This is a genomic window from Lysinibacillus sp. NPDC097162 (assembly GCF_044762185.1).
In the GTDB taxonomy this organism is placed as follows: Bacteria; Bacillota; Bacilli; order Bacillales_A; family Planococcaceae; genus Lysinibacillus.
In genome coordinates this window covers 380514-395584 of sequence record NZ_JBIWDT010000002.1, presented here as the reverse complement: position 1 = coordinate 395584, position 15071 = coordinate 380514, and the positions used below count along the sequence as shown (strand labels likewise).

The window sequence follows — 15071 nt, the reverse complement described above, 5'->3', positions numbered from 1 at the left end:
AATCCACTGCACTTTCCGCGGGCACAATGTAAGCCGCGGGAGACGCAGTGGATTTTTATTTGGCTATCCATAAATTGTGTGAGAATTGTGTGAGTGCCTGGCACTATTTTGGGATGTTGAAGGTGATTGTTGTGCCTTCATTCGGTGTACTTTTAATTTGCAACCTTTGCCCATATATTCTTTTAAGGCGTAGGTCAGTATTGCGTAGGCCTATGCCTCTACTAGTTGTATTAGTATCGGAAAGCAATTGTGTTAATGTACTGGCTTCTATACCAATACCGTCATCTATAACACTTACGGTTACATAATCTGAATACTCTTTGATGCGAATACAAACAGTCCCGCCGTCTTTTTGTTTCAATACACCATGGCGTAATGCATTTTCTACCAAAGTTTGCAATGAAATAGGGGGTATCTCAATTTGAATATGGTCATCGATATCCCAATCAATTTGTAATAGCTCCCCAAAACGTTCCTGTTCGATATAAAGATACGAACGGACAAGTTCTAGTTCATCACGAAGTGGTACAACTCGTTGTAAATTCCTTACATCAAAACTCGCATGTAGATAATTACCAAAATGGTGCATTAAATCAATCATTCGATTTGGATCAATTGTACTAAGTGAGGCAATTGTATTAAGCGTATTATATAAAAAATGAGGCTGTATTTGTGCCTGAAGCCAAGCAGTTTCTAAATGTAGTTGCTGATTAATGCTATATTTTAAGTCGATTAAAGCCCGACACCGTACTTTTAGTTCCAGCGCATTAATAGGTTTTGTTACATAATCATTTGCACCGTGAGCAAATCCTGTATAAACATCTTCGGGATTACTTCGAGCAGTTAACAATAATATTGGTAGCTCTAGTAAGGAATAATGCTCGCGAATATTTTCAATTAAAGCATACCCAGAAATATAAGGGAGCATAGCATCAATAATAACTAAATCCCACCTTTGCGTAGGCAACAACTCCAGTACCTTTTCGCTACTTGTAATTGTTGTAATGTCATATTCTGTGGCGGAAAATAAACTTCGCATCATTGTTAAATTAACAGGATCATCATCAACCATTAAAATTTTAAACTGTTTTTCAGAAGGTATGGCCTCTAAGTTTGTAGTACTTGCTGATAAAAGTACCTTCTCTTGTTGTTCCTCATTCATCTGTTCCTCATTTTCCATCTCATCGGCAATCGGTATGGTGAAAAATAAATCAAAGCCTTTATTCGGACTAGAATAGATTAGTAATGACCCTCCATGTAAATCAATTAGTTGCTTAGAAACCAGTAAACTTAGATGCATTCTATCATTATCTTCACTCCCTTGATCAGAAGAAAATAGATGATCCTGGAGTATCATATCCTTTTTTTCTATTCCAGAGCCTGTATCTTTAATATGAATAACGGCCATATTTTTTTCAATTGTTGCGCTTATTTCTATTAAGTCAGCGTTCGTATATTTAATAGCGCTGTGTAAGAGATTGAAAAGTATTTGAATAAGTCGTTTTTCATCTGCTAGTACACGAGGGAAGTTCCGTGCAATGGTAGAAGTCATTTGAATTTGTTTTCCAGCTGAAATAAAACGTAGCATATCAAAAATACCTGAAACAATTCCTTGAATACGCACATTTTTCTTATGGAGATGTAAATTCCCATCTTTTAAGCGTGTATAATCCAATATATCATTTAGCGTAAACGACATGCTTCGTCCAATATCAATTAAATATTTTAAATTCTGCTTATCCTCTGTGACGAAACTATTGTTTGGATTATCATAGATTGTTTGACCCAAGGTAATCATTTTATTCATAGGATCCCATAATTTCTGTGCATTACTTAATAAAAATTCATCCTTTAATTCCCCGTCTCTTTGTAATTGAGCAACTAACAGATTAATTTGTTGTTGGTTTTCATAAAAACGTTTAAACCAATAACCTGAAAAGCCAAGTGCAATCATTAAATAGTCGAATGGATAGAACGGAATAGTTAACACAAAATACATTTTTATCAGGCCCCATATAATACCGTTTGTTGTTCCAATGGCTGTAAACGCAATAAAAGCCGAACTTTCCTGATTACCTATGTACTCCTTCAAGGCAAGCGTTAAAACATATAAAAAGGAAACAATATAGAGCATGAAAAACACTAGGTTTGCTGTGTATAGCCATTGGATAGGTAATAGCACAATGAGAAGTGCTCCTAATGTATATAACATTGAGAACAATCGAAAATATTTTGCTTGTTGATATTTAACTAACAAGATGCGAATAAATTGCACAAAGAAAAATGAAGCTCCAAGATAAATAATATTTGATAGTTTCATTGACCATACGTAGTCTAAGTGAAACCAATCCAAAATTGAACGGTCGTGTGTAATGAGTTCATCTGCCAAAGGTAAAAGAAAGCCTACTGTAAACAGCAATACTATTTTTTTGCGATAAATAAAGATAAAGACAAGAATGCTAAACAATGCAAATAAAATGAGTAACATTGAAATAGCTACTAGTGATAATTCCGTAATGAGTTGATAGTGCGTCATAGCGGATGCTGAACTAAATGAAAGTCGCTTAGTTATAAGTACATTCGACGGCGTATCAAAATTGGATACTTGTAAAATGACATCAATTTCGGGCTGCTCTTCTGTAAAATATACAGTGTAAGGAGCGGCCTGCCCTTTATGATTACTAGCATTTGTTGATACTTCACCTGACTGTCCTACAAGTTTGCCGTTAATATACAATGCTGAGGCAGTTGAGATGGCAGGAACTTGAATTGCATATCGGTAATCTGAACCATCATTAGCATTTAACAAAATTTTTAAATGATAAGTGCCATAGTGTTGGGTTTTTGCTGCTACCTTTTGCATAGGAATAGTTCTAATAGTTTGATCTGGATGAGGGGAGCTAGTCGTATCTAACAATACTTCAGGATAATAAATCCATTCACCATTCATTTGAAAAACTTCATTCTCTGATAAAGAATGGTTGCGCATATCTAAAATACCAGCTTGTGCAGTTGGTTGGTCATTAGAAGGCATAAAATATGCTAGCCAAAGTATGCGGAAGATAGTAAGGACGATAAAAATCAAAGCGATAATTAGTAAATGTCGTACGATGGTCTTTTTCAACGCTACATAGAGCCTCCTGTAAGCAAAATAATTTATTGTCTCGTTTTACCATGCCATGGAATGAAGAAAAAGAAAACGGACTTTTTTATAAAAGAAAACTTTATGTAACTAAAAAGAAGTTTTTTAGTTCTTTTTGAGTAATTAACTTCTTCGGAAACAGGTTAAAACTATTAGTTGTTAAGTATTTTTTAAGAGGTATGACGTATGATGTTAAAATAAAAACTTTTAATATTGAAATCAATATAGCTTTTGCAAAATATCATCTCAATGGGAGAAATGATCTATTGTGGAGAAACTCAAGTTAAATTTATCGTTTGTCATTATTAGTATGATGATTATTGTTGTATTCGTTACATCTAGTATCAGTATTTGGATTAGTTATCAAAGTTTTAACGAAATGCTCGTACAATCTAAACTTGTCATGCAGGAAGAGTATATAGCAGAAGTTTCGGACATAGCTGAAAAATATGTACAAGAGGGATTACAAAATGCTGAAACAGAAGGTTTAACAAAGGAAAAGTTTAAACAAGCCGTAAATCAGGTGCAAAATGAAGATGTTATCTCTATAAGTATGTTCTTAAAAAAAGTATTATTGCCTTTATTATTAATGTTTGTAATCGTTTTCGTATTTGTGTTATGGCTAACTTTGAAAATTGCCCGACCTCTACAAGAAATTTCTAAATGTGGACGGAATGGCAATAAAATAGGCTCTTTACAATCAGTTGATGACTGGTATGTAGAGGCGAGTAACTTGAAAAATGTCATGTTACAATCGATTGCAGACTCACAAAATACAATTGATGAATTGACTGACCAGTTGAAATTAGATTCATTAACTGGAATTCCAAATCGCCGAAGTATGGATCATGTATTAAACAAATTAATTACAGAAAAAGTGCCACATGCCATAATATTAATTGATTTAGATGATTTTAAAAATGTGAACGATACATATGGTCATACAGTAGGTGATGAAGTTTTAAAAGCATTTGCAAGCAAAATGAAGGAAAGTGTGCATCAGCAGGGGAGCTGTTTTAGATATGGAGGCGAGGAGTTTATGGTTATTTTACCGAATACTGCAATCGAAGACGCTGTCAACTTAGCAGAAGATTTACGGATTAAACAAGCGTTAGCAGAAAATCCTAGTGGACGCCCTGTTACTTTATCTGCAGGTGTAACAGTTTTTGCTTCCACTTTTAGCAGCCCAAATGAGTTAATTGCTATTGCTGACCAAGCATTATATGAAGCAAAACAATCAGGAAGAAATTGTATACGTATAGTTGAGGGTTTATCAAGTGTTGTTAATTCGATGAACTAAAAAGAAAGGTAGCTGTCTCTGGAAAACGATTGTTTGGAGGCAGCTACATTATTTTTATTCTTGCGCAATAGTATCATATAACGCAATGGTCTCTGGATTGGGTAGAATACCAAGGTCTACATACAGGTTTTTCTTAAAGGTTTTGTATACTCTTACTGCATTTGCGCGATTATCTTCTTCGATATAATGTTGAATAAGTTTTTGGATAGTATTATCAGCATAAGGATTATACTCAATCATCAATAGTAACGTTTGCTCTCTTTTTTTTGCATTCTGTTTTGTTGTATAATGCTCGACTAAATAACTAAGTAAAAGTATAAGTTGGTTAAGAATAAAATTTGCTTTACTATGAATCCAAGAGTAATCTAGTGTCGCCATATACTCTCCGTGATAATTTTGAATAAATAATTCTGCTTTTTCTACATCAAATTCCCCAAACTCTTCTTTGTTTTTTAACATTTGCTCCAATTCCAGAACATCACAATGGAAATTTTCTAATTGTAAAATATAACACCCGTTTGCATATTGCAATACGTTGAAATAGCCTAAAGATGAAAGAGTTGTACGTAAATAAGAAACCGTTGTATGCAGTTGAACTCTTGCTTTTTTGTATTCTGTTTCAGCCCATAAGGCATCAATGATTGTATCGCGTAGTATATGACTGTTGAGATTAGAAAAGAGAAAGGCAAACAACTCTTTTGTTTTTACTGTTCGCCAATGGACGATGTTCTTGTTATGGAAGACGGTGAATCCACCTAAGCAATGGATGCTAAGGGAAGGCTCAATCTGCTGTACTTGTTTAGAGACTGTTGTATCTACTTGGAAGAGTTCCTGTATTCTATTAATAGTTGTCTCAAGACGAGATTTAGAAATGGGCTTTAATAAATAGTCGAGAGAATTAATTTCAAAAGCCTGAACAGCATAGTCTCGATACGCGGTTACAAATACAATACGGACATCCTTTTTCCATTTTTTTAATAATTGAGCAATCTCCAAACCGTTCATACCTGGCATTTCTACATCTAAAAAGGCTACATGAAAATCCAATGTCGGTGCCTCATCCAGCAAGTCGTGAATTGTTGAATATGCTTTAACAACTTCTACTGAATCAAATTCTTCTAACTTTTTTTCCATGTTTAAAAGAGCTAACGGCTCATCGTCTGCTATAATTACCCGAATCACAGTAGGACACCAACTTTCAGATTAGTATACAACCTCACTATGTTGCACTATAGATAATACTAATAATATTTAAATTGTTATTATTATGTTAATTAAGATTTATTTTACATTAAAAGGGATATTAAAAACTATAAGTATGTATAGCGACATAATTGAGCCCCTTCATATTCTACGCTTAGTACTAACTGTACTAGCACCATAAGAAATTTCTACTTTAAAAGATTGAATCTATTAGATACCCCCTTTACTATATTATCGGTTACATAAGCTGTATTTCCATTATATAAAATATGCAAATGGTTAGTAGTAATACGAGCTATATTTTCCATTTAAATGTTTAATTTGCTAAAAAAATGATTGGAATTGTATAAAATCTTGTTTAAATAGTAATAATTTGTAATATCAGGTCCGATGTCCTGTGAAATTTAGAAGCATTCTACAATATTGCGTGCATAATTTAAGAGCCTAATTCTCTAGTGTGCTAGCAACGGAATGCAGAAAATTAAACAACTGGAGGTATTACTTATTATGAAGAAAAAAGCGATAGCATTAGCTGTAGCATTGACTCTTGGCATGGGGATGTTCGGGAGTGCCACTCCCGCTAAGGCAGCATATACTGGTCAGATTGGCGAGACACTGTGGGGATTACCCAATATTTTTAATTTGAGTTTAGCGGATTTGAAGGAGTTAGATGAAATTGATACCATATGGGTTGATCCGGAACAAGCCTTAAGTATCGAAAGAATTTTAAAAGAGGATACGACCGACGAGACTCATCTTATTGAGGCTGGCGACACATTATTCAGCCTTGCAAAAGTTTATAATGTGGAAGTTGAAGATTTACAAGAATGGAACAACCTTTCATCTGATTTAATTTTAGTTGGTGACGCTTTAGCTGTTAAGGCATCTGCAGCAAAACCTAAAACTGAAAAGAGTGTAGCGAGTACTTCTAGTTCTTCGAGTACTGTGAAAAAAACTACACCAAAGCCTGTAACAACAGTTACGAGTGCGCCATCTAACCAAGATGGCCAAACATATACGATGCGTGCTACGGCTTATACGGCATATTGTACAGGTTGCTCAGGTATTACAGCGAACGGGACCGATATACGCTCAAATCCAAATTTAAAAGTAATTGCTGTTGACCCAAGAGTTATTCCTCTTGGAACAAAGGTATGGGTTGAAGGGTATGGTGAAGCGATTGCTGCTGATACTGGCGGTGCGATAAAAGGAAATAAAATTGATGTTTTTATTCCATCAGATGGACAAGCCCGTAATTGGGGTGTAAGAACAGTTACAGTAAAAATTTTAAATTAATTAAAATAGGGATTTCTCAGTGTTTTTTCTGAGAAATCCTTATTTTTTACTATGAGGATAAATGCCTAGTTATCAGTTGCACAATTATTTAGACAGGTGATAAACTATAAAAAAAGGAGGTAATTTAATGAAACTGACAACTTTATTGATTATTTCTTTAGGTGTATTTTTGGTTGGGTGTGCTAGTAATAAGGAGGAAGCTAACTCTTCTTTAACAGCAACTGCAAAAGTTATAGGCTCTAATAATGAAAGCTATGGAGATGCCTATTTTGAAGAGCAGGATAATGGTGTCAAGGTGACATTAAATTTAAGTGGTTTTCCTGCAGAGGCAAAAGGATTACATGGCATGCATATACATGAAGCTGGAAAATGTGAAGGTCCAGATTTCGGAACAGCTGGTGGCCACTTTAACCCAACTTTTAAAGAGCATGGGAAGGATAATCCAAATGGTCACCACCTTGGAGACTTGCCGAATTTAGAAATAGCTGAGGATGGCACGGCCAAAATGACTGTTATGGCAGAAGGTGTCACTTTGAAAAAAGATGCAGAGTATTCTTTACTTGATGGAGAGGGTACTGCGATCGTTATTCATGAATCAACGGACGACTACATGACTGATCCCACTGGTGAATCTGGTGGAAGAATTGCATGTGGCGTAATTCAATCATAATAGAGAAGGACTATATCTTATATAGATATAGTCCTTTCTCATTTTAAATAACGGCTCCATTGATTTCTAAAAATCACCCTGTCAGTAGCAACCATCGCTAGCACATGGTTTGTTTGTTAGAACCATACATGCTATAAAGGGAGCGACTTGGACAGTATTCTTCACAGTAGCATTACTTCATACAAAGCTGGTAAGATGCAGAAGTTATTGTATTACCTTTTGAAAAGTGATGGGAAATCACCAGTACATATTGCATAAGTAATCGGTGAGATGGGTACCATCAGAAATAGAGGAGGTAATAACATGAAAAAAATATCAATGTTCATTATTTCATTGACCGTATTTGTCGGAGGATGCAGCTTCTTTGATAAAAAAGAGGATAAAGTAGCTGTAAACGCTCCAAAATCAACTTTAACGGCAACTGCAAAAGTAATTGGTTCAAACAATGAAAGCTATGGAAATGCCTATTTTGAAGAAGAGGACAATGGAGTCAAAGTAACATTAGCATTAAGTGGCATACCAGCAGGAACACATGGTATTCATATTCATTCGGTAGGAAAATGTGAACCACCAACGTTTGAATCGGCGGGTCCTCACTTTAATCCGACACATAAAGAGCATGGTACATTAAATCCAAAGGGCTATCACTTAGGTGACTTACCAAATTTAGAAATTGGTGAAGATGGTACTGTAGATTTAAATTTCGTGGCTGAAGGTGTCTCTTTACAAAAAAATGTAGAAAACTCCTTACTTGATGGAGAAGGTACAGCGTTAGTTATTCATGAATCAGCAGACGACTATAAAACGGATCCTTCTGGTAATTCTGGTGCAAGAATTGCATGTGGGGTTATTCAATAAGGGCGATAGAAAGACTGTATCTATGGAAAATTTAGATACAGTCTTTTCTTTGTAATAAGGACCATTGGTAAAGGGTGTAATGTAATTTTTATACAAAATGTATACATTTTAAATTAATTATATTTTCTGATAAAATATAATTTAATAGTTTATTAGAGATAAATAAAGGGTAAATGAGAGTTTATTTGTAAGTAGTGATAATTGATGAATGGGACAAAGAGTATAAATATAATTATCTGAATTTACTATAAATAGATTGACATAATTATACTTAATTTGATAATTTTAAATAGATTCTTATAATATTTCCAAAAGGGGGAAGATTAATATGAAGAAAAAGCAATTTAGATTGTTAATGCTATTAAGTGCCATTGCATTATTTATTTTAGCTGCATGTGGAACTGATAGTAGTACTGGCTCTGATAAGCTAGAATATTTAAGTTTATTAACGGGTGGAACGCAAGGTACTTACTATGCATTAGGTGGTACATTTGCTGATTTAATTACAACAGAAACAGACATTAAAACAACAGCAGAAGTTTCTCAAGCATCTGCAGCTAATATGACTGCTTTGCAAGATGGTAAAGGTGAGATTGCGTTTGTACAAACGGATATTGCTTATTACGCAACTGAAGGAAAATTAATGTTTGATGGTAAAAAAATCGATTCGATTGCTGCTTTAGGTGCCCTTTACCCAGAGACTGTGCAATTAGTGACGACAGAAGCTTCAGGTATTAAAACATATGCTGATTTAAAAGGGAAAAAAGTCTCTGTAGGTGCTCCAGGTTCAGGGACTTATGCGAATGCTGAACAATTACTTGAAATCCATGGCTTAACAATGGATGACGTAAAAGCGCAAAATCTTGATTTTGGTGAGTCTACTGATGGACTTCAATCAGGACAAATTGATGCTGCATTTATTACGGCTGGTACACCAACAGGAGCTGTAGAAGCATTAAATGCAACAACAAAAGTCAATATTATCGGTGTAGATGCTGGGAAAGCAGATGAGCTAATTGCCAAATACCCTTACTATGCAAAAGACACAGTAAAAGCTGGTACTTACGGTATTGCAAAAGATACGGAGACAGTTTCTGTACTTGCGATGTTGGCAGTGAAAAAAGATTTACCAGACGATGTTGTTTACGCTATGACGAAAGCTATTTATGACAACACGGATAAGATTTCGCATGCAAAAGGTGCATTTATTAAAGCGGAAACGGCTTTAGATGGTATCAGCATTGATATTCATCCAGGCGCACAAAAATACTTTGATGAAAAGAAATAAAAAACATAAGTTCCATGCTAATGAGAAAGCTTTTATTTGCTCTTAGTTTGACTATGTGATGTGAATATTCTCGACATTGAATAAGCATTTTCCTAAACAGACAAAGGGGCTCGGATTGCGTAAAGCTTCGGGTCCTTTTTGATTCGTTAAGGCAAAACAAAAAAGCGGATAGTTTTTAAAGTGGGGGAATAGATGTGATGCGAAAGAGGAAAGTGGTTTTTGTTATAGCCTTATGTTGTATATGCTTTGGCATAATTATTTTTCTTCCTCTTCAAAAGGTATTCGCATTTACAGAAACACGTATAGACAATCCGAAAGTGCATTATATACCATTTGCTGCTGATAATGCTTTCAGTATAAGGTACACACATTCAATCCATAAATCTGATGTGTTTGAATATTATCGATGCGTAGAAAAGAAGCGTATTCAAATGTTAGGAATGGAGTATGAAGACTTAGCGGTTGGTATGCCGGGTTACGCGGAAGAAAATCAAACATTAACACAACGAGATGGTAAGTATTTTCTGCAATTTGACAAGGAAGTCATTGATAATTTCACAATTTTTATTGGGGATTTAGACTTAGATCTTGTGTTTGTTTATAAAAGTTATGAATATGATTTAAAAAAAGATTTACAAAGGGGTAAATCCTATTTATTTGAGGTGAAGCGATTATCACTTTATGAAAGATGGAAAGGAGTTAGGTTGAAATGACAAAACTGAAGGAACGCAACAACGAAGTAAAAGAACAATTTGAACAAATATCGGCAGAAGAGCAACAAGCAATACTTGAAAAGTACGATATTGAATCAAATGTGCGTACGATTTCAGGAATCATGAAGCATGTAATCTTCTTTGGATTATTAGCATTTTCATTGTTTCAATTATATACTGCGATTTTCGGGCAATTTACAGCACCGATTCAACGGACTATCCACTTAGGGTTTGGGTTAGCACTTATTTTCTTATTATTCCCAGCTCGAAGAAAAGCGCCAAAGCATAAAATTGCATGGTTTGATTATATTTTATCGTTATTATCTGTAGTTGTAGGTTCGTATTGGGCATTAAATTATACGGAGCTTGTTAATCGTAATGGTACCATCACACAGTTGGACTTTTTAGTAGGTTTAATTGCTGTCGTTCTCGTGCTTGAGGCTGCTCGCCGAGCGGTAGGCTTACCGATTATGATTATCGCGACTTGTTTCTTGATTTATGCTTATTTTGGTCCTTATTTCCCTGCCTTTATGGCGCACAGAGGGCAAGATTTTGAAAGTATCGTTAACCTTATGTATTTTACGACAGATGGTATTTTAGGAACACCGATTAGTGTATCTGCTACATTTATTTTTGTGTTCTTATTATTTGGTGCGTTCCTTGTAAAAACAGGGGTTGGTCAGTATTTTAATGATTTAGCTGTAGCTTTCGCTGGAAAATTAATTGGTGGTCCAGCTAAGGTAGCTGTCTTCTCAAGTGCCCTACAAGGGATGATTTCAGGAAGTTCTGTGGCCAACGTTGTAACATCAGGTTCGTATACAATCCCGATGATGAAAAAACTTGGATATCGTAAAGAATTTGCTGGTGCAGTTGAAGCAGCAGCTTCTACTGGTGGTCAGTTAATGCCTCCGATTATGGGTGCCGCGGCGTTTCTAATGGTAGAATTTATAGGACGCGGAATTACATATTGGGATATTGCAAAAGCAGCCGCAATTCCTGCGTTGCTTTATTTTACAGGTATTTGGATTATGACCCATTTTGAAGCAAAACGGGTCGGCTTAAGAGGCTTACGTGATGATCAAATGCCTAATCGTAAAGAAGTATTCAAGAAGATATATTTATTACTACCTATTATTGCTATTATTGTTTTAATGTTAACCGGAACACCTGTTATGCATGCTGCACTTTACGGAATTGTTATTTCAATTGCTGTAACAATGTTCAACAAAGATACTCGTTTAAAACCAAAAGATATTGTCGATGCGTTAGTGGAGGGCGCTCGTACGGCATTGGGTGTTGTAGCAGCAACAGCTTGTGCAGGTATCATTGTCGGAGTAGTTGTTAAAACTGGCCTAGGATTAAGTTTAGCTAATAGTTTAGTAGCATTAGCAGGGGGAAGCATTATTTTAACGCTTGTTTTCGTTATGATTGCATCACTAATTTTAGGAATGGGTGCCCCAACAACGGCAAACTACGTTATTACGTCAACGATAGCAGCACCTGCAATTGTGGCATTATTATCGCCAAATACACCACAAGAATTAGTGCCAGTTGTTATTTTATTATCGGCACACTTCTTTGTATTCTACTTTGGTATCATTGCCGATATTACACCACCTGTAGCACTCGCCGCATTTGCTGCTTCTGGTATTTCAGGTGGAGATCCAATTAAGACTGGCGTTAACTCTGCAAAGCTTGCTATTGCAGCATTTATTATTCCATATATGATTGTTTTCTCGCCAGCTTTATTAATGATAGATACGACGATACCTCAAATTTTATGGGTAGTATTTACCGCTGTTACTGGGATGGTCGCAATCGGTGCTGGCGTAATAGGGTTCTGGTACCGTAAAGTTCTATGGATTGAGCGTTTGTTTGCTATCGTAGCTGGTCTATTGCTTATCTATCCTGAAAAGTTTTCAGACTGGGCAGGACTTGGAATTTTTATTGTACTTGTAGTAATTCAAATTTTAACACAGCACAAATATGGTGGAAACGGTACTGATAATGACAACAGCCATACTAAAAGTGTGACTGCTTAATTAAAAAATAATAAAATTTCAAACTGTATTATAAAATAAAAGCAAAAGTCCATGGTAGCGAAGGCGAGTGACTCCTGCGGGAACAGCACAAAACGTAAGACGCAACAGGCGGCGCGACAGCGACGGTTGTGGCTTACGATGTGCCCGCGGAAACACGCGCCGTAGCGGACATCAAAGACATGGCGAAAAAGTGATAGATTGAGGGCATTTTTCCGCTATGTAATAAAAATGAAACTTAGTGGTTCAATCTTTTGCAGTAAATAAAAAATTAGAAATGAACGATGGTAGCGAAGGCGAGTGACTCCTGCGGGAACAGCACAAAACGTAAGCCACAACAGGCGGCGCGACAGCGACGGTTGTGGCTTACGATGTGCCCAGGGAAAGCACGCGCCGTAGCGGACATTAACGATGCGGTAAAAAGTGATAGATTAATGGCATTTTTTCGCTAATGTAATAAAAATGAAGCCTTAGAGGTTCAATCTATTGCAGTAAATAAAAAAATAGAAGTGAACGATGGTAGCGAAGGCGAGTGACTCCTGCGGGAACAGCACAAAACGTAAGACGCAACAGGCGGCGCGACAGCGACGGTTGTGGCTTACGATGTGCCCGCGGAAAGCGCGCGCCGTAGCGGACATCAAAGACATGGCGAAAAAGTGTTAGATTGATTACAGTCAATCTAACACTTTTTCCATTTCCTCTATCTATTTTTAGATTTCAAAAAAGAATAAGGCATGATTTTTACGTGGAACTGCAATAAATTTAAAGTTTTATTATCTCGAAATGAGATGAAATTAATATTTATTATGCATAATGAGTATTATTTGTTGATTTTTAATAAAAAGCTAGTATATAATTCTTTTATCGGAAAATTCTATTAATAAAGGAGGTAACGAAATGGAGCACATTTTAAAATCGAAATTTGAAACATATTTGATGGACCAGGAGTCGGAATTACAAATTACTGACCAAAACAATGAGGAGCAACCAATTCAAATACATTATGAAGAATATCCAGAGGGGTTTTTTACAAGTTTATAAAACATTTTTCAAAAGGGCTGTGCTAAAAGTAGAACTATATCTTTTAGCACAGCCCTTTGATATGTATACAAATTGTACAGACACAATTTGTATGAAGTTTACATAAAATAGTAAGAAGGTTTTAAACATACTCTTAATATTAAGTTATATGATATTTAAATGAATATAGTACTAATTTCATATATACTTTTCTAAAAAGCTTTCATGTATAATGGGGGAGAAAAAAAGGTATATCGAGGTGTAGTTATGACAAGTGCAGCAATGTTAGAAGAAACAATGTATCAATGGTTTGAACATTTTCATAATTATCCAGAAGTAAGCTGGAAGGAGTATGAAACAACAAAAAAAATTGCATCTATATTAGATGATTTAAACGTTTCATACCGTTTGTTAGGCGATGTACCAGGGTTGCTTGCAGAAATTGGTACAGGCGATGAGATCGTTGCAGTTCGTGCAGATATTGATGCACTATGGCAAGAGGTAGATGGCAAATGGCAGGCAAACCATTCGTGTGGTCATGATGCCAATATTACAATGGTTCTAGGAGCATTATTGTTACTAAAAGATCGACCGTTACAACATCGTGTACGATTTATTTTCCAACCTGCTGAAGAAGTAGGAAATGGTGCTTGTGCCGCATTTGATCGTGGTGCTGTAGATGGAGTTTCACATTTATTTGGTGTCCATTTGAGACCTATTGAAGAGCTTCCTTTAGGAAAGGTTTCACCTGCTATCCATCATGGAGCAGCGTATTTTTTAGATGGGACTATTCATGGCACAGATGCACATGGTGCAAGACCACACCAAGGGAAAAATGCGATTGATGTTATTATGGCTATCCAGTTAATGTTAAATAGTATCCATTTGTCGCCGTTCGAGCCGCACTCTGCAAAATTAACAAAGATTATTGCGGATGGTGGTAGCACGAATATTATTCCAGGTACTGCAAGCTTTGCAATGGATATTCGGGCACAGCATAATGATCAGCTTGAGTTGCTTCGAAGCCGTATTGAAGCAGGTTTGAAATCAATTCAGCAGCAGTTTGAAATTGAACTGAAATGGAAATGGGTCGATTTCACGCCTGGTGCAGAAGTTTCGCCTATAGCTGCTCGTATGGCTAAAAACGCTATATTAGAATCACTTGGCGAGCAATTTTTAGCTGAGGAAATTACAACACCTGGTAGCGATGATTTTCATTTTTATACAGTGAAAAAACCAGAGCTAAAGGCAACGATGATTGGAATTGGTGCTAATTTAGGCCCTGGGTTACATCACCCAAAAATGACTTTTGAACGAAGTGCGTTAATAGATGCATCGAAAGTACTTGCTTGTGTATTAGAAAAAAAGCCTGAAAATAAGTAGAATATTTTGAAAAGGTTCTATCCAACAATTTACGTTGGGTAGAACCTTTTTTAGATTGCCTATAAACAGCAGAAATGCATAAAGATACGCTGTTTTGAATGGTTTATAAAAGCTATTTGGAAGCGTTTTTTTTCCCTTTAACAGTCGAAATTGCTATAG

11 protein-coding genes are annotated in these 15071 nt (G+C 35.8%); 9 read left to right on the top strand and 2 right to left on the bottom strand.

Annotated elements, in window-relative coordinates:
- Nucleotides 1-103: 103 nt before the first annotated feature.
- Nucleotides 104-3124, bottom strand: coding sequence for an ATP-binding protein (locus tag ACIQXW_RS13960; RefSeq protein WP_401019494.1), 3021 nt, complete (start codon nucleotides 3122-3124; stop codon nucleotides 104-106).
- Nucleotides 3125-3410: 286 nt separating this feature from the next.
- On the opposite strand from ACIQXW_RS13960, the gene ACIQXW_RS13955 reads away from it, so the two are divergent.
- A complete protein-coding gene (locus ACIQXW_RS13955) occupies nucleotides 3411-4442 on the top strand; it encodes a GGDEF domain-containing protein (protein WP_401019491.1) in 1032 nt (343 codons plus the stop codon).
- Between the two features lie 54 nt (nucleotides 4443-4496).
- On the opposite strand, the gene ACIQXW_RS13950 is transcribed toward ACIQXW_RS13955, so the two are convergent.
- Entirely contained in the window at nucleotides 4497-5624 is a 1128-nt protein-coding gene (locus tag ACIQXW_RS13950) for a response regulator (protein WP_401019489.1), read from the bottom strand.
- Nucleotides 5625-6152: 528 nt separating this feature from the next.
- On the opposite strand from ACIQXW_RS13950, the gene ACIQXW_RS13945 reads away from it, so the two are divergent.
- The 8 genes from ACIQXW_RS13945 to ACIQXW_RS13910 all read left to right on the top strand — a co-directional run bounded on the left by ACIQXW_RS13945 (nucleotide 6153) and on the right by ACIQXW_RS13910 (nucleotide 14912).
- On the top strand, nucleotides 6153-6941 hold the full coding sequence (locus ACIQXW_RS13945) for a 3D domain-containing protein (RefSeq protein ID WP_401019487.1): 789 nt from the start codon (nucleotides 6153-6155) through the stop codon (nucleotides 6939-6941).
- Nucleotides 6942-7068: 127 nt separating this feature from the next.
- Nucleotides 7069-7611 carry a superoxide dismutase family protein gene (locus ACIQXW_RS13940; protein ID WP_340821175.1) on the top strand — a complete coding sequence of 181 codons (543 nt, stop codon included), beginning with the start codon at nucleotides 7069-7071 and terminating at the stop codon, nucleotides 7609-7611.
- Nucleotides 7612-7914: 303 nt separating this feature from the next.
- The gene (locus tag ACIQXW_RS13935; RefSeq protein ID WP_402763051.1) at nucleotides 7915-8469 is read left to right on the top strand and encodes a superoxide dismutase family protein; all 555 of its coding nucleotides are present in this window, start codon (nucleotides 7915-7917) and stop codon (nucleotides 8467-8469) included.
- A 328-nt stretch (nucleotides 8470-8797) separates the two neighbouring features.
- Nucleotides 8798-9757 (top strand): TAXI family TRAP transporter solute-binding subunit, encoded by a 960-nt coding sequence (locus ACIQXW_RS13930; RefSeq protein ID WP_402763048.1) that lies wholly within the window; start codon nucleotides 8798-8800, stop codon nucleotides 9755-9757.
- A 197-nt stretch (nucleotides 9758-9954) separates the two neighbouring features.
- Nucleotides 9955-10470 carry a DUF1850 domain-containing protein gene (locus tag ACIQXW_RS13925; protein ID WP_402763219.1) on the top strand — a complete coding sequence of 172 codons (516 nt, stop codon included), beginning with the start codon at nucleotides 9955-9957 and terminating at the stop codon, nucleotides 10468-10470.
- Nucleotides 10467-12512, top strand: a complete 2046-nt coding sequence (locus ACIQXW_RS13920; RefSeq protein WP_401019479.1) for a TRAP transporter permease — start codon at nucleotides 10467-10469, stop codon at nucleotides 12510-12512. Before ACIQXW_RS13925 ends, ACIQXW_RS13920 begins: the two co-directional genes overlap by 4 nt.
- An 894-nt stretch (nucleotides 12513-13406) precedes the next feature.
- Nucleotides 13407-13550, top strand: a complete 144-nt coding sequence (locus tag ACIQXW_RS13915; RefSeq protein ID WP_340821171.1) for a hypothetical protein — start codon at nucleotides 13407-13409, stop codon at nucleotides 13548-13550.
- Nucleotides 13551-13796: 246 nt separating this feature from the next.
- Complete coding sequence (locus ACIQXW_RS13910; RefSeq protein WP_401019476.1) at nucleotides 13797-14912, top strand: amidohydrolase; 1116 nt, start codon at nucleotides 13797-13799, stop codon at nucleotides 14910-14912.
- The last annotated feature ends 159 nt before the right edge of the window (nucleotides 14913-15071 follow it).

Excerpts from the sequence above, each read along its gene's own strand:
- ACIQXW_RS13945 (WP_401019487.1), top strand. The coding sequence starts at position 6,153 with ATGAAGAAAAAAGCGATAGCATTAGCTGTAGCATTGACTCTTGGCATG.
- ACIQXW_RS13925 (WP_402763219.1), top strand. The coding sequence starts at position 9,955 with ATGCGAAAGAGGAAAGTGGTTTTTGTTATAGCCTTATGTTGTATATGC.
- ACIQXW_RS13915 (WP_340821171.1), top strand. The coding sequence starts at position 13,407 with ATGGAGCACATTTTAAAATCGAAATTTGAAACATATTTGATGGACCAG.
- ACIQXW_RS13935 (WP_402763051.1), top strand. The coding sequence starts at position 7,915 with ATGAAAAAAATATCAATGTTCATTATTTCATTGACCGTATTTGTCGGA.
- ACIQXW_RS13920 (WP_401019479.1), top strand. The coding sequence starts at position 10,467 with ATGACAAAACTGAAGGAACGCAACAACGAAGTAAAAGAACAATTTGAA.
- ACIQXW_RS13930 (WP_402763048.1), top strand. The coding sequence starts at position 8,798 with ATGAAGAAAAAGCAATTTAGATTGTTAATGCTATTAAGTGCCATTGCA.
- ACIQXW_RS13940 (WP_340821175.1), top strand. The coding sequence starts at position 7,069 with ATGAAACTGACAACTTTATTGATTATTTCTTTAGGTGTATTTTTGGTT.
- ACIQXW_RS13910 (WP_401019476.1), top strand. The coding sequence starts at position 13,797 with ATGACAAGTGCAGCAATGTTAGAAGAAACAATGTATCAATGGTTTGAA.